This is a genomic window from Nocardia sp. NPDC049220 (assembly GCF_040647855.1).
Classification (GTDB): domain Bacteria; phylum Actinomycetota; class Actinomycetes; order Mycobacteriales; family Mycobacteriaceae; genus Nocardia.
This window is the reverse complement of sequence record NZ_JBEZDA010000011.1, coordinates 168,842-188,754: the sequence shown is the minus strand read 5'-3', so window position 1 is coordinate 188,754 and position 19,913 is coordinate 168,842. Positions and strand designations below refer to the sequence as shown.

The following is a 19,913-nucleotide window of genomic DNA, read 5'->3' as shown; positions in this document are numbered from 1 at the left end:
CGGAAGGTGTAGGAGGTGGTCTGGTAGATCGGCAGCGCGCGGGCGTTGGTCGTGCTGTCGGGCACCTGGCCTACGTGGATCTGCTTGGTCTCGAAGCTCCAGTCGCTGGAGAGGGTGGGTTCGGTCATCGGGCTTCCTTTGGCGCGGGTGATCGGATGTGGTGGGGCAGTGGCTAGTTGGTGATCGCATTCGATCGAAGAAACCGCGAAGGTAGACGTCGCCCCCGACGGCCACCGCCAGACAGTCGATCGTCGGGTACGCCCGCGACGCCCTGTGCCACGTCGTCGGCGATGGCGTAGAGCGGCGTGCTCAGATCGGTTGTCATGAGCATTGACGCTAGAAACGACGCGGGGCGACGGCGATAGTTACATTCGGAGTGAGTTGAACGGCGGCGCGCCGACTACCGCGGAATTGTGTTGCGGCTTTTCGGCTATTCAGCCGCGGGTTCGGTCGTCGACTCCGACGCGGTGGCGAGTCCGAAGTCCGGTGATGGGGCGGTCGCTTCGTCGATCTGCTCCCCGATATAACGCAGGAAGACGGCGACTATCGCGGCGGCAGGCACGGCAAGGAAAGCGCCGACAATGCCGTACAGCGAGCCCCCCGCGGTGACCGCGAGCAGCACGATCACCGCGTGCAGCTTCATGCTGCGGCTTTGCAAGACCGGCTGCAGGACATTGCCTTCCAGCTGTTGCACGGCGACGATGATGCCGAGCACGATCAGCGCCGTGACAAGGCTGTTGCCGACGAGTGCGACGAGCACCGCGAGCGCGCCGGCGACGAAGGCGCCGACTATCGGGATGAACCCACCGAGAAAGGTGATCACCGCGAGCACCAGCGCCAACGGAACCCCGAGGATGACCAGACCTGCTCCGATGAGTACGGCGTCGATCAAACTGACCAATGCCTGGGTGCGAATGAACCCACCGAGAACCACCCAGACCCGATTCAGTACCTCTTCCAGGTGCCGGCCGCTGCGGTCGCCGGATACGCGGTGCAGCCACGGCAGGAAGCGCGGCCCGTCCTTGACGAAGAAGAATGTGAGCACGAGGACAAGGAACAGGGTGATGAGCGTCGATGTCGCGGTGCTCACGCCGCTGAACACACCGGTCGCGATCTGCTCGGAGCTCGACCGCAGTCGAGACACGATCGCGTCGACCGCCGAATCCAGTTGCTCGTCACGGATTCTCAGTGGCGGACCCTGCAGCCAATCGCGCACCCGGTTGACGCCCTCGGTCGCCTTGTCCGCGAGTTCGGGCGCCTGGTCCACCACCGACGGCACGATCAGCGCGATGACGCCTGCCAGCACCCCGACGAATCCGAGTACCGCGATAGACGCGGCGGCGGCGGGTCGCAGGCCGTGTGCGGTGAGCCAGCGAGTCGGTGGCCACAGCACGGTCGCGATCACGATCGCCAACACCACCGGCAGGATCACCACCCACAGTTTGGCGACCAGGAATCCGAGCACCCATGCGCCCGCGGCGATCGCCACCACGCACAGCCCCCATTTGGCCAGGCACAGCACGCCCGCGCCGATGACGTCACCCCGGTCGCGCGGTGTGCGGTTGTCCGGTTCGTGGCCCTTGGTTGGTTCACTCACGCGCCAAGTCTGGCATGAGATCCGCCCGGTCGAGCATGGCTTGCGCACTCGGCGGTGGCTGGTGCGGCCCGGCGCGGCGCGCGAGGTGGAAGCTCGGGCGCACCGGTGTACCGACCGCGGTCGAGTTCGTCGACGGCATAGTGAATCGATGTGAGCGCGCGATCGCGGCGCGCCGTCATCCGGTGCGAGTGAACCGTGTGCCGCCGTTTGACGCCTGGACTCTGGGTCATCACCAGAAGGAAGCGGGCCGAACTGAGAGGGTGGTAGTCGTGCGATGCGTGGTGTTCGGTGCGACCGGCTACATCGGCGGGCGTCTGGTTCCGGAGTTGTTGCGGGCCGGTCACTCGGTGCGGGTGCTGGCACGTACTCCTGGCAAGCTCGCGGAGGCACCCTGGCGCGACCGGGTGGAGGTGGTGCGCGGCGACGTGACCGCGGCCGAGGACGTGCGCGCCGCGCTGGCCGGGCAGGAGGTGCTGTACTACTTGGTCCACTCGCTGAAACGCGCCGACTTCGAGACAGTCGACCGGGACGCGGCCACGCTGGTCGCCGCTGCGGCCGCGAGTGCGAACCTGACCAGGATCGTGTATCTGGGCGGCATCGTCCCGAGCGGGCAGAAGCTGTCGCGGCACTTGGCTTCCCGCGCCGAGGTCGGCAGGATTGTGCTCGACGGGTCGGTGCCCGCGTTGGTTCTGCAGGCGGCGGTGATCATCGGCTCCGGATCGGCCAGCTTCGAGATGTTGCGCTACCTCACCGAGCGGCTACCGATGATGGTCACGCCACGGTGGGTGCGCAACCGGATTCAGCCGATCGCGGTCCGCGACGTGCTGTACTACCTGACCGAGGCGGCGCGGCTGCCCGGCGGTGTCGGCGGCGTCTTCGATATCGGTGGCCCGGACGTCTTGACCTATGTGCGGATGATGCGCGGCTACGCCACCGTGGCGCAGTTGCCGCGCCGGGTGATCGTGCCGGTTCCGGTACTGACCCCGTGGCTGTCGGCGCAGTGGGTGAACTTGGTGACTCCGGTACCGAGCGCGATCGCGGTGCCGCTGATGGAGTCGCTGATCAATGATGTCGTATGCCGCGATCACGCGGTGGCCGAACACATCCCGGATCCGCCGCGCGGATTGACCGGCTACGAGCAGGCGGTAGCACTGGCGCTACAGAAGACTCGGGATCTGGACGTGCCGACCAGATGGTCGGACGCCGACCCGCACGGTGCCCCGTCGGACCCGCTGCCCACCGATCCGGATTGGTCGGGCGGATCGGTGTACCAGGATGTGCGTGAGCTGCGTACCCGCTCCGATCCGAGCACGCTGTGGCAGGTGATCGAGGCGATCGGCGGAGAACATGGGTGGTACTCGTTCCCGCTGGCCTGGTCGCTTCGTGGGTGGATCGACCGCGTGGCGGGCGGCGTCGGCCTCGGCCGGGGACGCCGTGATCCGCACCGGCTACACGAGGGGGAGGCGCTGGATTGGTGGCGGGTCGAGCGGATCGACCGGCCGACGATGCTGCGTCTGCGGGCCGAGATGCGGGTTCCGGGCCGCGCCTGGCTGGAACTGTCCGTCGAGCCGGACGGCAGTGGCGCAACCTACCGGCAGCGCGCCCTTTTCGAACCGCACGGCCTGGCCGGGCACCTGTACTGGAAGTCGATCGCTCCCTTCCACGCCGTCATTTTCGGCGGGATGGCGCGCAACATCACTGGAGCCGCGGAATCGGTCCGTCCGCAGTGAACTACCGAATGTCCGTGGCGGGAATCGTCGGAGCGCCCTGCGCACCGTTCGCCCGGACGCCGATTTCGTCGATCCGCCGAACCCGAAGGCAGCGGGTCGTGCCGGATGCTGTCTTAAGCTGATCGCGGTGGCGAGGCCGAGAAACGACGACGGGGAGTCTCCGTGGGTGCTGCGTTGACGAAGGGGCAGAACGGAGCATTGGCGGCAGCCGAGGTGCTGGTGTCGGTACGGACCGAGGCCGTGGTGGACATGTCGGCGCTGCTGTTGACCGGAGCCGGGCGGGTGCGGTCGGACGAGGACTTCGTGTTCTTCGGTCAGCCGAGCGCGCCCGGAGTGTCGCTGAGGCCCGGAACGCCGGGCACGCTGGCTATTTCGCTCGCTGATCTGCCTGACGATGTCGCGCAACTGCGCGCGGTGCTCACCCTGGATGATCCGGCGGCGACCTTCGGCCGATTCGCGCCGCCGGTCGCGACCGTGGCAGACGAGGCGGGGACGGTGCTCTACGAGTATCGAATCGAGGGGCTCGGCAGCGAAACGGTGGTGATCGCGCTGGAACTCTATCGACGCAACGGGGAGTGGAAGGTGCGGGCGGTCGGACAAGGCTATGCGGGCGGATTCACCGCTTTCGTCACTGATCACGGCGTCAGCGTTGATGACGAACCGAGGAATCCACCTCTCCCCGCACTGTCCAGGCCGGAGTCGACGGCCCAGTGTGCTGCGGTCGCCGCACCGCCGACCGCCCGGTCGGGCGACGTGTTCGTCGTCCCGGGCGAGACGAAACTTTCCTTGGAGAAACGCGCGAAGCTGGATCTGCGGAAGCGGGAAGTGGCCAAAGTCTTGATCGATAGGGCCGTCTTCGGGATTCGCGCCCGCGTCGTGCTGGTCATCGACAAGACCGGCAGCATGCACCGGCAGTACCGCGATCAGGTTGTGCATCGAGTCGTGCAGCGGATGATTCCGGTCGCCACTCAGCTCGATGACGATGGCACCCTGGAGGCATATCTCTACGCGCTCTCCTTCGTCAAACTGCCCGATATCGCGGTCGAGCAGGGCGATGAATGGGCACGGACCTTTCTGCACCTCGGCGGAACTCACGCGGGTGTCGATTACAGCGGGCTCGGCGGTCGCAACGACGAGCTGGCGGTCATCCGGGACATCATCGACTCGTTGCGTCCCGGTGACCGCCCCACCCTCGTGCTGTTCTGCACCGACGGCGGTTTCGCCAAGAAGCGGGAGATCGCCGCTCTTCTGCGCGAAGCGTCACGGCTTCCCGCGTTCTGGCAGTTCATCGGGCTGGGTCGGGCCGACTACGGCGTGCTGCGGACCTTGGACGAGCTGTCGGACCGGCTGGTCGACAACGCGGGCTTCTTCGCCCTCGACGACATCGATGACGTCGATGACGCTCAGTTGTACGCACGGCTGCTCGGCGAGTTCCCGGACTGGCTGCACGCCGCGCGAGGCGCAGGCATTGTGTACTGAACTCGTTCGACTTTCGTGCCTAGGATCCGAACGATGGCCTGAGTGGAACGTATCCGGGCAACATCATGACGTCGATACGCCAGCGACCGATTCCGACAGCTATATCGAAATGCTATAGCCAAGCTGGGCTTAACGCCGCGGACGTGCGCCTCACCCGATGACGGCGTTCATAATGGTCCCCGCGCTGGTGGCGACAACACCGCCGATCATGGCGCCCGCCACCATCTTCGGCGATTCGAGTCCGCCGCCGGTCCACTTCTCCCAGGCGAAGCGGCCGCCCGCGTAGATGATGCCGCAGACGCCCGACAGCAGTACGAACCAGGTCAAGTAGCGGACCAGTTGCAGGAACTTGTCGGATATCGGCGGAGCCTCGGGGGTCGGGTTGCCGAACTGCGCCAGGGTGTCGTAGGCGGCGGCCAGGATCATCGTCGTTCGCTCATTCTGGGTTCGGGACAAGGGCAGTGACTCGCTGGGGAGATCGTATCGGTTTGTGGGACACCGCGCAGTCAGGCCTTTGCGGCGCAGCGGGGTTCGCGACGCGCTCGGTCGTGTCGGGGAATCCGCAGTGCGGGTCGGCGGGTGCGGCACAGTTGTCGTGAACCTGGTCGGTATGCACAGCCGAGTGGCGGTGGATGTCCGTGGTGTGCTCGGGGCGTATCGGTGCACCAGGTATCGAGTACCTCGTCGTACCTGCTCGTCGTAGTGTGCGCGCGGTGGCGCGGTAGGGCCCGTATGCTCGGTGGTGATCGAATTCGTCGGTAGTCGAACATCTTTCACGCGACCACTCGGCGACGCGTGTTTGTACTCGAGCGTAGGGAGTAGACGGTGAGCATCATTCTGGCGTCGGTCGGCGATTCGATCACCACGTTGGCGCAGATCGCCAATCCGACCCCGGAGGCGCCTCCCCTGTCGGACAAGCTTTTACAGTTCGTTCGGTATCTGACGTGGTTCGCCCTGCTGTCCGGAATCGTCAGCATCGTGTACGCGGGTGGTCGATTCGCTTGGGAGAAGTGGACCGGCGGCGGATTGCAGTCGCCGAAGATGGTGGCGGGCGCCATGATCGGCGGGATCGTCGCCACCAGCGCGGGCACCATCATGAACACCATCCTGGAGATCTGACCGAGGTCGGCTCCGCAATGACGATCGCGGGCCGCTTCGACCGACCAGCGGCAAACGCGGGCCGTCGTGACCGGTCGGGTGGCCCGGCGGTGGGCCTGGTCAGCTGGGTTAGCGCGCTCCGAGTGGGAAGGTGGGCGCGCCGAATCAGCGGCGGGCGCCGTGTGTGCCGCCGCGGATCGACGATTCGCCGCGGGGTTTGTCGCGCGGTGAGGGCTGTGGCGCGCTGTCTTCCACCCCCGCGGTTGCCGAGGCGGTCAGCGCAGCGTATCGGCGTGTTCGCGGCCCCGATTCGCGGGCGAAGTCGGACGGACGTTCGGCGCACCAGGTTCGCCGGGCCGCGCGCAGCGCGGACCTCGGATCTTGCTCATTCCTACGGCGCTGACCAGCAGTTATCTTCGCCGATCACGCTATAATCCGGGACGGATCTCGCGCGGTGCCCGATCGGATCGGAGGCGGAGCAGGATCATGGACGACAGCAGCGAGAGCAGTCCCGCGATATCGCGGCGCACTGTGCTCGGCATGGTGGCGACATCGGTGGCCGTTGCCGGGTTGGCGGCGTGCGACCGACCAGACAAGGACGGTTCGGATGGCGGCGCCGTCACCGGTGAGTCCGCGGCGATCGCGCGAGATGCCTATATTTTCGGTTATCCGCTGGTGTTGATGGATTTCACCCGGGAAGCGTCCGAAGCGACTACGCCCAGCAACCAGTTCCAGCACGCCACGACATTGCCCACCCCGGAGAGTCGAAGTCTGGTGCGGCAGAGTCTGGACCTCATGTACTCGACCGCCTGGTTGGATCTACGGGCCGAACCGATGGTGCTCCAGGTCCCCGCGATGGACGGTCGGCGATACTGGCTGATGCAACTGCTCGACGCATGGACGAACACGGTGCACAACCCCAGCAGCATCCGGCCGCAGGCCACATCGGCCGAGCCCCCGTTCACCTATGTGGTGACCGGTCCCGACTGGTCCGGAGCGCTGCCGGAGGATCTGGCCCCGATGCCGATGCCGACGTCGACGGTGTGGTTGCTCGGGCTCATTCAGGTCGACGGTAATGCCGGCATTCCCGCCGTCCGCGCGGTGCAGCAGCAGCTGAAGTTGGTTCCACTGAGCGTGTGGATCGCGGGACGAGAGCTGGCTGGGCCCGCCGCGCCGCCTAGTCCCGAGACGGCTCCGAAGCCCCCGCCGGAGCAGGTCGATGCGCTGGACCCGCGCGAATTCTTCGACCGGATGTGCGCCGTGATGTCGGTCAACACGCCCGCACCCGATGACGCGCCCGCGATGCGCCGCTTCGCGATGATCGGCATCCGGCCGGGTGGCAGTGTCTCGGGCTTGTCCGACGATGAGCTCGTCGCGGCGGTCGACACCGCCAAGCAGCAGATCCCGGTGTATCTGGACCCGAAGGCGATCAACGAGAACGGCTGGGCCTACGACCCCGGCATCGGCAGCTATGGCACCAACTATCTGCTGCGCGCCTCCATCGCCTGGCGTGGTCTCGGCGCGGCTCAGGCCGAGGACGCCATCTACCCGACACAGTTCGTCACGGTGGACCAGGGCGACGGCGAGGCCCGGTTCCGGCTGCACTTCGCGCCGGGCGCGCTGCCGCCGGTCGAGGCCTTTTGGTCGCTGACCGCCTACGATGTCGACAGCTACCTGGTGCCGAATCCTGCGCAGATCCACTCGGTCGGGCACCAGGCCCCGGTGGTGCTCAATCCCGATGGCTCCCTGGATCTCACCCTCCAGTTCTCGGACCCGGGACCGAGCGTTCCCGTGGGAAACTGGCTGCCCATTCCGGAGGCGGGCGAGTTCTCTTTGACCATGCGTCTCTACGCGCCGAAAGCGGAGGCGGTGCAGGGGCGTTGGGTGCCGCCACCGCTCACACCGTTGCCCTGAGCCGGTCGTCGGTGACTCGGGGTGGGGGATGTCCAGTTGCGGTTCCCGGGCCGTGGGCCGTCTGCGCACTCGTCGAGTAAGCGTTCGACCGCTATATCGGTCGAGCGTCGCTCCGGCTGCGCCGGGAAAAGTAAACATGTTTTACTAAACACTGTTCACGAAGTGGTGTTCTGTGGTTGCATCGGAGAGGGACCGCCCACTTGATGTTGGGTGGTCCGCGCACCGCCCAGACCGGTAGGAGTTCGCCGTGACCACGCCCTCGATCCCGCCAGGATTCGACTTCACCGACCCCGACCTGCTCGCCACCCGGTTGCCCGTCCGAGAGTTCGCCGAGTTGCGTCGCACCGCCCCGGTGTGGTGGTGCGCCCAGTCCGGCCGTTCCAGCGGCTTCGAAGACGGCGGCTACTGGGTGGTCTCCCGGCTCGACCACATCAAGGAGGTCTCGAAGAATCCGGAACTTTTCTCCTCGCGGGAGAACACGGCGATCATCCGGTTCAACGAGGAAACCACCCGCGAGCAGATCGACCTGCTCGGCAACATGCTGATGCTGAACCTCGATCCGCCCCAACACACCAAGACCCGCCGCATCATTTCCAAAGGTTTCACCCCGCGCGCGGTGGAGAGTCTGCGCGCCGCGCTCACCGAGCGCGCCGCCAGGGTCGTACACGAGGCCAAGAAATCCGGCGGCGGCGACTTTGTCGAGCAGGTGGCCTGCGAGTTGCCGCTGCAGGCGATTGCCGAGCTGATCGGCATCCCGCAGGAGGACCGCAAGAAGATCTTCGACTGGTCCAACCAGATGATCTCCTACGACGATCCGGAGTTCGACGGCGACCACCACGCCGCCACCGCCGAAGTGATGGGCTACGCGTGGAACCTGGCCGAGCAGCGACGCACATGCCCCGCCGACGACATCGTCACCCAGCTGGTCAACGCCGATATCGACGGCGAGCACCTCGGCTCGGACGAGTTCGCGTTTTTCGTCATCCTGTTGTCGGTGGCCGGCAACGAGACCACCCGCAACTCGATCACGCACGGCATGAAGGCGTTTGTGGACAACCCGGAACAGTGGGAGATCTATCAGCGGCAACGGCCGCGCACCGCACCCGACGAGATCGTTCGCTGGGCCACGCCGGTGACCGCGTTCCAGCGCACCGCGACCCAGGACACCGTGCTGGGCGGCCAGCAGATCAAGAAGGGCCAGCGGCTCGGACTGTTCTACAGTTCGGCCAATTTCGACTCCGACGCGTTCGAGAACCCGTTCGGGTTCGACGTACTGCGCAACCCCAACCCGCACGTTGGGTTCGGCGGCACCGGCACGCACTACTGCGTCGGCGCCAACCTGGCCCGGCTGCAGATCGACCTGATGTTCAACGCCATCGCCGACGTGATGCCGAATCTGCGGCAGGTGTCCGATCCGGTGCGACTGCGCTCGGGGTGGCTGAACGGGATCAAGCGCTGGGAGGTCGAATACGCTTGAATCGATTGGTGCATCAGTCCAAACCGCGGGGTCGTTCACCGGTGGTGACCGACGCCGACATCCGGCGGGTCGCCGGCACGCTGTTGGTCGAACACGGGCCGGACTCCGTCACCCTCCGTGCGATCGCGCGTGCACTCGGTGTCACCGCCCCCGCGCTGTACCGGTACTACAAGTCGCTGGATGACCTGCTGGAGCGGTTGCGCCTGGACTTCTGTGCCGATCTGGCCGAGGAGCTGACCGCCGAGATCGCCACGCTGCCCGACGACGGCGCGGTGCAGTTCTTCGCCATCTGCCGTGGATTCCGGCGCTGGGCCTTGGCGCACACCAGGGAGTTCACCTTGGTGTTCGCCTCGCCCGGAGTCGGTCGCGAGCGCCTGCTACGCCGGTTCGACGAGCCGTTCGGCCGCATCTTCCTCGGCGCGGCGGGCAGGCTGCTTGCCACCTACGACATTGTCACTCCGCCCACCGACGTCATCCCGCCGGAGTTGCGCGAGGACCTCGTGCACTTCCAGACCGAGCTGCTGACAGCGCTGTCGGAATCGGGCCAGAAGTTTCCCGCCGAGAAACTCGACCTCGGGGTGACGTACCTGATGATCCAGATCTGGGCCCGGCTCTACGGGCACGTCACGTTGGAGGTGTTCGGGAACTACCCGATCCCGCTGGCGAATCCCGAGATCCTGTTCGACGCGATGCTGGCAGATCTGGGTCGGACGGCGGGCCTGATCGCGCACTGAGTTCAGATTCGTGCGCCTTTGACGCGGTTACAGGAGCGGCACAGGATCTGGAGATTGGTTGCGCTGGTCGCTCCGCCCCGGCTGAGCGGAATGACATGGTCGAACTCCAGGTAGTGCCCGTCGCCGCATTCGACGCACTTTCCGCCGTCGCGCTGCCACACCTCGGCTTTCACCTCCTGCGGGATGCTGCGGGAATCGCGCTGGCCCGGCGTGAGCACGAGCCGCTTGGCCACGCGGAGCGCGCCCTCCAACGCGGCGGCGACATAGTCGGGGTCGGCGACCGCGAACGTCGCGCCGCCCCGTGCCGAGGTCGCCGCGAGCACCACGGTGCCCTGCTCCGCGTGCACGGAGACGATCCGGGACCACGGCATTTCGGTGCCGGTCCCCTCGCCGACGAAACGCAGCTTCTTGGTGCTGCCGATCAGCCTGCCCTCGGTGAGTTTCGGGCCGCGGGCCAGCTGACGCACCTGCGTCGCGGGTAGATCGATGTGCACCTTCTCGTCAGGGTCCAAGTGCAGACCAGGCGTGCGGATCACCGGCAGATCACCGGCGCGCAGCCGCGACAGCGTGCGCCCACGGTGCATCCGCCTGCGCAGGTCTTCGATCAGCGGGCCGTCGAGCGCCAGTTCGGTGACCGCTTGCTCGAACAGCTCCAACTCCGCGTGCTGGACCTCACCATCGGCGAAGGTGAAGGTGACCAGCCGCTCCACGTAACTGAGGGCGACCTCGCGCAATGCCAGGTGACCTGCGTCCGCGTCGATGCGCTGGTAGCGCAACGCGGCCCAGAGCGCCGCCCATTCCGGTCCGCGCGGACCGTGGGTGGTGAGTACGCGCCAGGCCCGAGTGTGCCAGTGCGTGAGGTACTCCTCGATCTCCTGCGCGCACTTGTGGCAGGGTACGAGCCCGCCGAACAGTTTGCGGCGAAGCGGAGTGCCACACCGTGCGCAGTGCCGATCGCTCGGCAGTGCGCGCGGGTAGCCCGCGCTGGTCCACTCGGTACCGTCCCACCAGCGCATGCGCCGCGGGTCTTCGGGGTCGGAATACCAGTCGGCGCGTTCGGGATCCGGGGGTGGCGGCGCGGCCGGTGGAGGTTCCGGTGTGCGCCGGGTCAGATCGATCGGGCGGTTCAGCTGCGCCCGGGGGGCGGTGCGGTCGAGCAGGTCGGTGCGTGGCCGTCCTGGTGCGGTGTCGTCCGGCCCGGTGTGTTCGTCCGCCACGGTGCACCGCTCCCGGCCGCCGTCGGCTTCGTCGTGCGGGCCGAACCGATGCGCCACAGCGTCTTCGGTGGTGGCCGCATTCGGTCGGTGGGCCCGGCCCGCCCGCGCCGGCCCGGTGCTGCCGCGGGACGGATCGACGGCGAGGTCATTACCGTGCGGATGCCGATTGGCGTCGTGTCGCTCGTGCGGAGCCGAAACCGGGTCCGGATGTGCGCCGATGAGCGGGCGGGTCGAGCGGCGGTCCTGCGCGGGCGACGGACGAGCGGACCCGCGCACTCGGAATGGATCGGTGGGGTGCGTCGTGCGAGCCGGCTCGGCCGGATCATCGACCCGCACACCGAATTCGGCGACCAGTCCCGCCAGGCCGCTCGACCAGCCCTGACCGACGGCGCGGAACCGCCACCGTCCATCCCTGCGGTAGAACTCACCGAACATCAGTGCGGGAACCGCGTCCGCGTCTCTGACCTCGAAGGTCGCGACGGCGCCGTCGACAGCATCCACCATGACGGTCAAACCGGTGACGTCCCGGAAGGTTCCGCCGTCGATCGATCCGGCGATGACGATCCGGTCGACGTCCGCCTCGGTGCGTGGCAGCGACACACTCAGCCGCGCGGTCCGCGGCGCGGGCTCTTGGTCGAGCGTCACCGCCTGGGAGACATGTCGCGGCGCGTTGTAGAACACCAGGTCCCGGTCCGAACGCACCGTGCCCGACCCGTCCAGGAGCAGTGCGTGCGCGTCCACCGAGTGCTCCGAACGCCATGAAACAACCACGGCTAGAAGGGATGTCGGTACCGGCGCGTTCGCGCCCTTGCTCAGTTTCATCGTGTTCGAACTATGCCACGACCCTCCGACACGCCGAGCAAGCGAGGTGCTGGCGCTCGGCGGGGCGCGGACAACGCGCGGGTCGGGGCAATACCGTGCTCGGGCGGTTCGATACGGCACAGTGTTCCCATGACGAACCCGAAACGCCCGGGTCGTAGGCCGCCGACCCCGAAACTGCCCGGCGTGCCCGGTCCCGCCGATGTTCTTGCCGCAGCGCAGGGCGCGGTCGACGCGGCGCAGTCGGCGGCGAGTCAGGCGTTGGAGGCTGCCCAGCTGACCGCGAGTTCGGCGTTCGACGCGGCAGTGCGGTTGCCCCCAGCATCGGCGCAGCTGGTCGCGCAGCTGCCGGACCTGGTCGAAAGTTTGTCGATCGCGATCGACCGGCTGAACTCGACGATCGATCGGCTCGATCGCACGCTGGCGCTGGCGGATCCGGCTTTCGCGGCCTACGACCGGTTGCTGCCCAGACTGGAGGCGATGATTTCGCTCGGCGAGGAGGTACTCGGCCGGCTGGCCAGGCTGCCCGGCGTCGCGCTGCTCGGCAGGTTGACCGGTATCACCGGCACCGAGCCACCCGCGGACCAACCGCCTGCCAAGCCGCGCCGGCGACGCAAATAGTCCTGCGCGGGCTCCAGAGGCGGCGTGCCCGGTGTGGTGTCGGCGCCCTTCGCGGCTCGGTCTCAGTGGGTGGCGCGTGCGGTAGCCGCACGTAAGGTGGCGGCTGCCTTGAGCAACACTTCGTGGTACTCGTCCGCGGCGTCGGAATCGAGCACTATGGCGCCGCCCGCGCCGATCCGCCAGCGGCCGTCGTAGCGTACGGCGGTGCGGATCACGATGTTCAGGTCTGCGGTGCCGCCGAGCCCGACGAAGCCGATGGTGCCCGAATAAACCCCGCGTGCTTCGGTTTCCAGTTCGTCGATGATCTCCAGGGTGCGCAGCTTCGGCGCGCCGGTCATCGATCCGCCGGGGAAACACGCACGGAGACAGTCGATCACGTCGGCATCGGGCCGCAGCCTGCCGCGCACGGTGGACACCAATTGGTGCATGGTCGTGTACTGCTCGGTGGCCATCAATTTCGGCACGTGCACGCTGCCGATCTCGCAGACTCGGCCGAGGTCGTTGCGGAGCAGATCGACGATCATCAGGTTCTCCGCCCTGGTCTTCGGGCTCTCGGCCAGCTCGCGGCGCAGGCGCTCGTCTTCGGCGGGGGTGGCGCCACGCGGCGCGGTGCCTTTGATCGGCTTGCTCTCCACGATGCGGTGCCGGTCGATCTTGAGGAAACGCTCCGGCGAAGAACAGGCGATGTCGAGATCGTCGAAGCGCAAGTATGCGGCATACGGTGCGGGGTTGCAGCGCCGCAGGATGCGGTAGAAGTCGAGTCCATCGGCTTCGGCGGCGGGAATCGTCACGCTGTCGGTCAAACAGATCTCGTAGGACTCGCCCGCGTGCAGGCGTTCCTGACAGACCGCGATGTCGGCGAGGTAGCGGTCCTGGCTACGGGTCAACAGCGGCGCGACGGATTCGCCGTCCGAGACCACCTCGAGCGTCGGCGGATTCGTCCACGTCGGAAGGGTGTCGAGCGTCTCGCGGGTGTCGCGCAGCCAGTCGGCGCCCGCCCGGGCCGTGTCGGGCGTCGCGTCGGTGAGCGAAAGCAGATACGTCCGTCCGCCGACGTGGTCGACCACGACCATCCGGTCGGCGAAGATCCACTGTGCGTCCGGTGTCGGTGCGCGATGGGCTCTGTTCCCACCGCAGTCCGCTTTGACCTCGTAGCCGAGATAGCCGACGTATCCGCCCACGAAATCGAACGGCAGCTCGGGAAGGTCGAGTTGTCGCGCCCGAAGTTCGGCGGCGAGGCAGTCCAGGATGCCGCCGGTGACGGTGCGTCGATGACCGTCGGAGGACTCCACCGTCACCTCGCCGTCGCCTACCCGATAACGCAGCACCTCGGCCAGTGGTCCGCTCGCGTCGCCCAGGAACGAGAACCGGTCCAGCCCGGGTTCCACATGTTCGCTGTCCAGCCAGAATGCCGTGGGGGAGTTGCCGTAGAGCCGTACGAACGCACTCTCGGTATCGATCGCGCGCTCGATCACGTCTTGCTGGAGTCGCAAGGTTCGTGTGGGCGGTACCGGAGGGGCGGCGCGAGTCGAATCCGTCCGCGCGACGGGCGACTCGCTCGCGGCCGAGCGCTCGAATCGGACGGCGGCAGTGGGGAATTGCTCGGGCGCGAGCGTCGCGTCCGCGTCGGCGGCCACCCGGGTGGATGGTGTGCGGGCGACCGCCGCCGGCGGGAATTCGATCGCCACCGCCACCGACGGTCGCGGGACTGTACCGCGCCAGGAATTCGGCCGAACTCCGCGCGCCGCTGTGAGATTCGCGAAATTACGCACCAGTGCCGCGCCGAACTCGCCGGCAATCGATTCCGGATGGAACTGCACGCCCCACTGTGGTCTGCCGCGGTGCCGCACGCCCATGACGACGCCATCCGGGGCCACCGCGGTGATCTCCAGATCCTCCGGCAATGGTCGCTGCGCGCACAGTGAGTGATACCGCACGGCGGTGAAACCCTGCGGGATTCCGGCGAACAGATCCCGGCCGTCGTGCTCGACGCGGTCGAGGAACCCGTGTCTGGCAGCGGGTGCCGCGTCGACGATGCCGCCTGCCGCGACCACGATGCCCTGATGTCCGAGGCACACGCCCAGCAGCGGCAGTTCGGTTTCGTGGATCACCGCCACGGAGATCCCCACGTCGCGCGGGACATCCGGCCGCCCCGGCCCCGGCGAAATGACAACATTGTCGAAGCGCCCGAGTTCCAACTCGGCGACCGTCTGTGCCTCATCGTTGCGCACGACTGTCGGTTCGACCCCGTTCACCTCACTGATCAGCTGATACAGGTTGTAGGTGAAGGAGTCGTAATTGTCGATCAACAGCGTGTGCATGGTTCCCGAAACCCTACGCCGCGCCGGTCGGCGCTAACTGTAGTCGTGTGCCGTCAGTTTGTGGAGTCGGGTGGTGCACAATGTGGGGCATGGCTGTTGCACAACCGGTCGATGTGGATCCCGCGGTCGTGGACTTCGCTGTCGTCGGAGCGTGGATGGACGAGCAGAAGTTCCCCACCGGCGAATTCGAGGACGTGACCACGCTGGGCGGCGGAACGCAGAACATCATGCTCCGCTTCACCCGCGGTGGTCGCGTGTACGTGCTGCGTCGCGGGCCGGAACACCTGCGCGCCAGAAGTAATGATGTGATTCGGCGGGAGGCCCGCTTACTCGGCGCGCTCAACGGTGCCGAAGTGCGCGCGCCTCGGGTGATCGCGGCGTGCCCTGACGAATCGGTGCTCGGCGCGGTCTTCTATCTGATGGAACCGATCCACGGGTTCAACCCGCAGAACGAGTTACCCGCGCTGCACGCCGGTGATCCGGAGATCCGCAGGCAAATGGGCCTGTCCGCGGTCGAGGCGATCGCGCGGCTCGGTGCCGTGGATTATCGAGCGCTGGGTCTGGCCGACTACGGCAAGCCGGAGGGCTTCCTCGAACGGCAGGTGCCACGCTGGCTCGGCGAGCTCGAGTCCTATTCGGCGAATGCGGGCTATCCGGGACCCGAGATCCCCGGTGTGGAGCGGGTCGGGGAGTGGCTGGATCGCAACCGCCCCGCGCAGTGGTCTCCTGGCATCCTGCACGGCGACTGCCATCTGGCGAACATGATGTTCTCCTTCGACGGTCCGCAGGTGGCGGCGATGGTCGACTGGGAGATGTCCACCATCGGCGACCCACTGCTCGACCTCGGCTGGCAGATCGCCACCCGTCCGGAGCCGGGCAGCACCGGCGCGGCGCTCGTCGGCAAGCTCGGCGCAGTCGGCGGTTTGCCGACTCCCGAGGAGATGGTCGCGCACTATGGCCGTTTCTCCGATCGCGACCTCGATGCCGTGCCGTGGTACACGGTGCTGGCCTGCTTCAAGCTGGGAATCGTCCTGGAGGGCACGCACGCCCGTGCGTTCGCGGGCAAGGCGCCCAAGCCGGTCGGTGACTTCCTGCACGCGATCACGCTGGAGTTGTTCGACCGGGCGCAACGCCTGATGTGAATGTCGGGATGTTGCCGATGTTTGACTTGATATATATGGCCGTTGACATTCAGTCACGCAAGGCTGGAGTGCATGTCGATCGTTCCCGATGTGAAGAACTGGACCTGGGTGCTCGAACGCGCCTGCCCTGAATGCGGTTTCGTCACCACCTCGACCGACTACGAGGCGGTTCCCGCGTTGACGCGGCAGGTAGCGGTACGTTTCGCGGTGGTGCTCGACCGGGTCGATGTCCGGACGCGACCGGACAGCTCGACCTGGTCTCCGCTGGAATACGGGGCCCATGTGCGCGACGTGTGCCGCCTCTTCGACACTCGGCTCGACCTGATGCTCGCGGGTAGGCGGGATGGCGCGATCCCGCGCTTCCCGAACTGGGACCAAGACGCGACCGCGGTGGCCGACCGCTACGGCGAGCAGGACCCGCCACGCGTCGCCGCGGAATTGGCCGAGGCTGCCGGCCGGGTCGCGCGCTCGTTCGAGTCGGTGCCCGCCGCGCGACGGGCATTGCGCGGCGAACGCGACGATGGCGCGGTCTTCACGGTGGAGTCGTTCGCCAAATACTTCGTGCACGACCTGGTGCATCACCTGCACGACGTGCGCGGCTGAGCGCGCGGGGCTTCTCCAGTGGTAGGCGCAGCTCGTACTAGAACGCGTTCATGGTGTCGGATCAGCCGTATCGCTGAATTTTCCGCCTGACACTAGAACGCGTTACATGTTTCTCGTACTGTGGGTGCAGTCACATATAAGCACGTGCATGCGAGAGGGTCGACAGGAATGAAGACGAAGGGCGCGATCCTGTGGGGCACCGACCAGCCGTGGTCGGTCGAGGAGATCGAGGTTGGCGACCCGGTCGCAGGCGAGGTGCAGATCCGGCTGGAGACCGCCGGTATGTGTCATTCGGACCATCACATCGTGACCGGTGCGACCCCGATGCCCGGCTTCCCGGTGATGGGCGGGCACGAGGGTGCCGGCGTGATCACCGAACTCGGGCCGAACTGTCCCGCCGACCTTCAGGTCGGCGATCATGTGATCCTTTCGTTCATCCCCGCCTGCGGTCGCTGTCCGGCCTGTGTCGCCGGGCACATGGCATTGTGCGACCTCGGCGCCGGCCTGCTGATGGGGCAAGCGATCAGCGACGGCACCTATCGGATCCAGGCACGTGGTGAGAATGTCATTCCGATGTGCCTGCTGGGTACCTTCGCGCCGTACATGACGGTGCACCATACGTCCGTGGTGAAGATCGACCCCAGCATTCCATTCGAGGTGGCGTGCCTGGTTGGCTGTGGTGTCCCGACCGGCTTCGGGTCGGCCACCACAGTCGCCCAGGTGTCCCCGGGCGAGACCGTGGTGATCGCGGGGATCGGCGGGGTCGGCATAAGCGCTCTCCAGGGTGCCGTGCTGTCCGGTGCCTCGAAGGTCGTCGCCGTCGACCCGAATCCGTGGAAGCGCGAGCAGGCACAGAAGTTCGGCGCCACGCACACCTACGAGAGCATGGCGGCGGCGATCATGCCGCTGATGGAGGCCACCGAAGGAAGGATGGCCGAGAAGGTCATCCTCACCATGGGGGAGATGCACGGCGAGTACATCGAGGAGGGCCTGATTCTCACCGCCAAGGCGGGCACCCTCGTCGTCACCGCGATGGGCCGGATGGACGAGAGCGACGTCAAGTTGAACAGCTTCCTGCTGTCCATGCTGCAGAAGACGGTGAAGGGTTGTATCTTCGGCGGCGGCAACGCTCGTCAGGACGCGCCGCGGATGCTCGCGCTGTACAAGTCCGGGCAACTCAACCTGGACGACATGGTGACCCGCAGCTATTCGCTGGAAGAGATCAATCAGGGCTACCAGGACATGCTGGACGGCAAGAATATTCGCGGCATCATCAAGTACACCGACGCGGACTGGTAGCCGTCATCGAGTGTCGTCTGCGGTCGAATCCGTGCGAGATCACGGCGGTCGGCGATATGCAGGCTTCGCCGTTATGGCGAGAAGTCGGTGTCAACGCCGCGTGGCGAGTTCGGTGGCGATCCGCGCGATCAGGTCGTACGGAACCGGTGTGCGCAGCGGGAATTTCAGCGTCCCCTTGCCCGCCCGATACGGCTCGACAGCGCGCGTCAACGCCGCGTCGCCTTCCGGGATCGGGTACAGGCTGACGTGCTGCTTCCAGCCGGCGAAGTGGACAATGCTGTGACCGTGCAGCCGGAAGGTGGGAATGCCATAGCTGATCGCCTCGGTCGCCTCCGGTAGCGCTGCCTGAATGGTACGGCGGATCTCGTCGAGAACGCTTCGTACGTCCTCAGGTAGTGCGGCGAGGTACGCGTCGACGGTGCTCGGCTGTTCGGCCATGCGGTCTCTCGATTCCACGATCCGTCAGCAATGGGTGGGTCGCTCGGAGGGTTGACGCATCCCGAGTGTAAGCAATCGACGTCGGGCCCGGCTCCATCGCTGACGGTTCGGCGCGCCTCCCGTATCGTCGCGGGCTCGAGTCGGCGCAGCAGGGTATGACGCGTCGGCGGCGTGCCCTGCCGTGCGCGGCGAGTTCGGTCCAGCACTTCGGCACCGGCTCGAGTAGTCGAGCAGACTTTTGGTGACCTCCGAGGTGAGGGCGAACGCGGTCCTTCGCTCGATCGAGGAGAACACCCGGGACGATGAACACCGGGACGATACTGTCTTGCCCGGATGGCGGGGAGTGTGGTGTCGATCGCGGAAGCCCGCGGACATCCGGCGCTCGCCCGGATAGACCGCGACGGCAGGGTCGATCGCGCGGTGCCGCGGCGCGAAATCGCCGCGGAAAGCGTCGGCGACGATCGGGATCCGACGCGACTCGCCATCGCCGATGGCGAGTCGAGGGTGTCCATCCGGTTCTCGTAGGCTCACAGGGTGCGTTCACTCGAACAGATTCGGGAATGGCCGGTTCGGCACGCGGCGGCAGCGGTGGTCGGCGCCGACGGTGCTATCGCGAGCGAGGGCGATGTCGACCGGGTGTTCCCCCTCGCATCGGTCACCAAGCCGCTGGTGGCGTACGCCGTGCTGGTAGCGGTGGAGGAAGGCGCGGTCGAACTGGACCAGCCCGCCGGACCGCCGGGCGCCACGGTGCGTCACCTGTTGGCGCACACCTCGGGTTTCGCGTTCGACACCACCGACATTCAGGCCGCCCCCGGAACTCGTCGGATCTACTCGAGCGCGGGTTTCGAGGTGCTCGCCGAGTTCGTCACCGAGCAGACCGGGATCGCGTTCGACGAATATCTGCGCGACGCGGTGTTCCGGCCGTTGGGCATGGGCGCCTCGGTGCTGGCCGGTCCAGCCGGGCATGCGGGACGGTCCAGCGCCGCCGATCTGACCCGTTTCGCCGCCGAATTGCTGACACCGCGATTGATCTCCGCCGAGTCGCACGCCGAGGCCACCTCGGTGCAGTTCCCCGGCCTGAACGGCGTGCTGCCCGGTTACGGTTCGCAACGGCCCAACGACTGGGGGCTGGGCGTCGAGATCCGCGATGGCAAGACGCCGCATTGGACCGGTGCCACGAACTCACCACGCAGCTATGGCCATTTCGGCCAATCCGGGACATTTCTGTGGGTCGACCCTGCCGCCGGGCTGGCGTGTCTGGCCCTGACCGACGAGAATTTCGGCGACTGGGCGCGCGCGGCCTGGCCGCCACTGAGTGATGCCGTCCTCGCGGAGGCCGCATCTGCTCGAAACACGGTTGCGAAGTAACACGTGTAACTTCGGGCACTCCAGTACACTCGGGCAACGCCAGTTCGACGAGTCGT

18 protein-coding genes are annotated in these 19,913 nt (G+C 66.9%); 12 read left to right on the top strand and 6 right to left on the bottom strand.

The genetic code is table 11. From position 1 onward, the window contains the following. Window positions 1-172 precede the first annotated feature (172 nt). A complete protein-coding gene (locus tag AB0C34_RS22825; protein ID WP_357076362.1) occupies window positions 173-325 on the bottom strand; it encodes a hypothetical protein in 153 nt (50 codons plus the stop codon). 105 nt (window positions 326-430) lie between these two features. Then, window positions 431-1,597 (bottom strand): AI-2E family transporter, encoded by a 1,167-nt coding sequence (locus AB0C34_RS22820; RefSeq protein ID WP_357076359.1) that lies wholly within the window; start codon window positions 1,595-1,597, stop codon window positions 431-433. Window positions 1,598-1,866: 269 nt separating this feature from the next. On the opposite strand from AB0C34_RS22820, the gene AB0C34_RS22815 reads away from it, so the two are divergent. Beyond that, entirely contained in the window at window positions 1,867-3,327 is a 1,461-nt protein-coding gene (locus tag AB0C34_RS22815) for an SDR family oxidoreductase (RefSeq protein WP_357076356.1), read from the top strand. Window positions 3,328-3,489: 162 nt separating this feature from the next. Continuing rightward, window positions 3,490-4,806 carry a VWA domain-containing protein gene (locus AB0C34_RS22810; RefSeq protein ID WP_357076353.1) on the top strand — a complete coding sequence of 439 codons (1,317 nt, stop codon included), beginning with the start codon at window positions 3,490-3,492 and terminating at the stop codon, window positions 4,804-4,806. Window positions 4,807-4,956: 150 nt separating this feature from the next. Here the strand turns inward: AB0C34_RS22810 and AB0C34_RS22805 are convergent, their stop codons facing one another. Then, window positions 4,957-5,232 carry a hypothetical protein gene (locus AB0C34_RS22805; RefSeq protein ID WP_357076350.1) on the bottom strand — a complete coding sequence of 92 codons (276 nt, stop codon included), beginning with the start codon at window positions 5,230-5,232 and terminating at the stop codon, window positions 4,957-4,959. 399 nt (window positions 5,233-5,631) lie between these two features. Between AB0C34_RS22805 and AB0C34_RS22800 the strand changes: the two genes are divergently transcribed. The 4 genes from AB0C34_RS22800 to AB0C34_RS22785 all read left to right on the top strand — a co-directional run bounded on the left by AB0C34_RS22800 (window position 5,632) and on the right by AB0C34_RS22785 (window position 10,029). Continuing rightward, window positions 5,632-5,925 carry a hypothetical protein gene (locus AB0C34_RS22800; RefSeq protein WP_357076347.1) on the top strand — a complete coding sequence of 98 codons (294 nt, stop codon included), beginning with the start codon at window positions 5,632-5,634 and terminating at the stop codon, window positions 5,923-5,925. Window positions 5,926-6,390: 465 nt separating this feature from the next. Next, window positions 6,391-7,818 (top strand): DUF1254 domain-containing protein, encoded by a 1,428-nt coding sequence (locus AB0C34_RS22795; RefSeq protein ID WP_357076344.1) that lies wholly within the window; start codon window positions 6,391-6,393, stop codon window positions 7,816-7,818. A 247-nt stretch (window positions 7,819-8,065) separates the two neighbouring features. Beyond that, window positions 8,066-9,295: a cytochrome P450 gene (locus AB0C34_RS22790; protein WP_357076341.1), complete on the top strand. Its 1,230-nt coding sequence runs from the start codon at window positions 8,066-8,068 to the stop codon at window positions 9,293-9,295. 8 nt (window positions 9,296-9,303) lie between these two features. Then, window positions 9,304-10,029 carry a TetR/AcrR family transcriptional regulator gene (locus AB0C34_RS22785; protein ID WP_357076339.1) on the top strand — a complete coding sequence of 242 codons (726 nt, stop codon included), beginning with the start codon at window positions 9,304-9,306 and terminating at the stop codon, window positions 10,027-10,029. Between the two features lie 2 nt (window positions 10,030-10,031). On the opposite strand, the gene AB0C34_RS22780 is transcribed toward AB0C34_RS22785, so the two are convergent. After that, the gene (locus tag AB0C34_RS22780) at window positions 10,032-12,068 is read right to left on the bottom strand and encodes a TerD family protein (RefSeq protein WP_357076336.1); all 2,037 of its coding nucleotides are present in this window, start codon (window positions 12,066-12,068) and stop codon (window positions 10,032-10,034) included. A gap of 129 nt (window positions 12,069-12,197) precedes the next feature. Between AB0C34_RS22780 and AB0C34_RS22775 the strand changes: the two genes are divergently transcribed. Further along, window positions 12,198-12,686: a hypothetical protein gene (locus AB0C34_RS22775; RefSeq protein WP_357076333.1), complete on the top strand. Its 489-nt coding sequence runs from the start codon at window positions 12,198-12,200 to the stop codon at window positions 12,684-12,686. 62 nt (window positions 12,687-12,748) lie between these two features. On the opposite strand, the gene pabB is transcribed toward AB0C34_RS22775, so the two are convergent. After that, window positions 12,749-15,007, bottom strand: a complete 2,259-nt coding sequence (pabB, locus tag AB0C34_RS22770) for an aminodeoxychorismate synthase component I (RefSeq protein WP_357076330.1) — start codon at window positions 15,005-15,007, stop codon at window positions 12,749-12,751. An 80-nt stretch (window positions 15,008-15,087) separates the two neighbouring features. Here pabB and AB0C34_RS22765 point away from each other — a divergent pair, with 80 nt between their 5' ends. From AB0C34_RS22765 to AB0C34_RS22755, 3 genes are all read left to right on the top strand, one after another. Continuing rightward, window positions 15,088-16,149: a phosphotransferase family protein gene (locus AB0C34_RS22765; protein WP_357076327.1), complete on the top strand. Its 1,062-nt coding sequence runs from the start codon at window positions 15,088-15,090 to the stop codon at window positions 16,147-16,149. Between the two features lie 72 nt (window positions 16,150-16,221). Then, window positions 16,222-16,752, top strand: a complete 531-nt coding sequence (locus AB0C34_RS22760) for a DinB family protein (RefSeq protein ID WP_357076324.1) — start codon at window positions 16,222-16,224, stop codon at window positions 16,750-16,752. Between the two features lie 168 nt (window positions 16,753-16,920). Continuing rightward, complete coding sequence (locus AB0C34_RS22755; RefSeq protein ID WP_357076321.1) at window positions 16,921-18,051, top strand: NDMA-dependent alcohol dehydrogenase; 1,131 nt, start codon at window positions 16,921-16,923, stop codon at window positions 18,049-18,051. 90 nt (window positions 18,052-18,141) lie between these two features. Here the strand turns inward: AB0C34_RS22755 and AB0C34_RS22750 are convergent, their stop codons facing one another. After that, entirely contained in the window at window positions 18,142-18,489 is a 348-nt protein-coding gene (locus AB0C34_RS22750) for a DUF1801 domain-containing protein (RefSeq protein WP_357076318.1), read from the bottom strand. A gap of 333 nt (window positions 18,490-18,822) precedes the next feature. Here AB0C34_RS22750 and AB0C34_RS22745 point away from each other — a divergent pair, with 333 nt between their 5' ends. Together AB0C34_RS22745 and AB0C34_RS22740 are read left to right on the top strand one after the other, a co-directional pair. Further along, window positions 18,823-19,014, top strand: a complete 192-nt coding sequence (locus tag AB0C34_RS22745) for a hypothetical protein (RefSeq protein ID WP_357076315.1) — start codon at window positions 18,823-18,825, stop codon at window positions 19,012-19,014. 9 nt (window positions 19,015-19,023) lie between these two features. After that, window positions 19,024-19,857 (top strand): serine hydrolase domain-containing protein, encoded by an 834-nt coding sequence (locus AB0C34_RS22740; protein ID WP_357076312.1) that lies wholly within the window; start codon window positions 19,024-19,026, stop codon window positions 19,855-19,857. The last annotated feature ends 56 nt before the right edge of the window (window positions 19,858-19,913 follow it).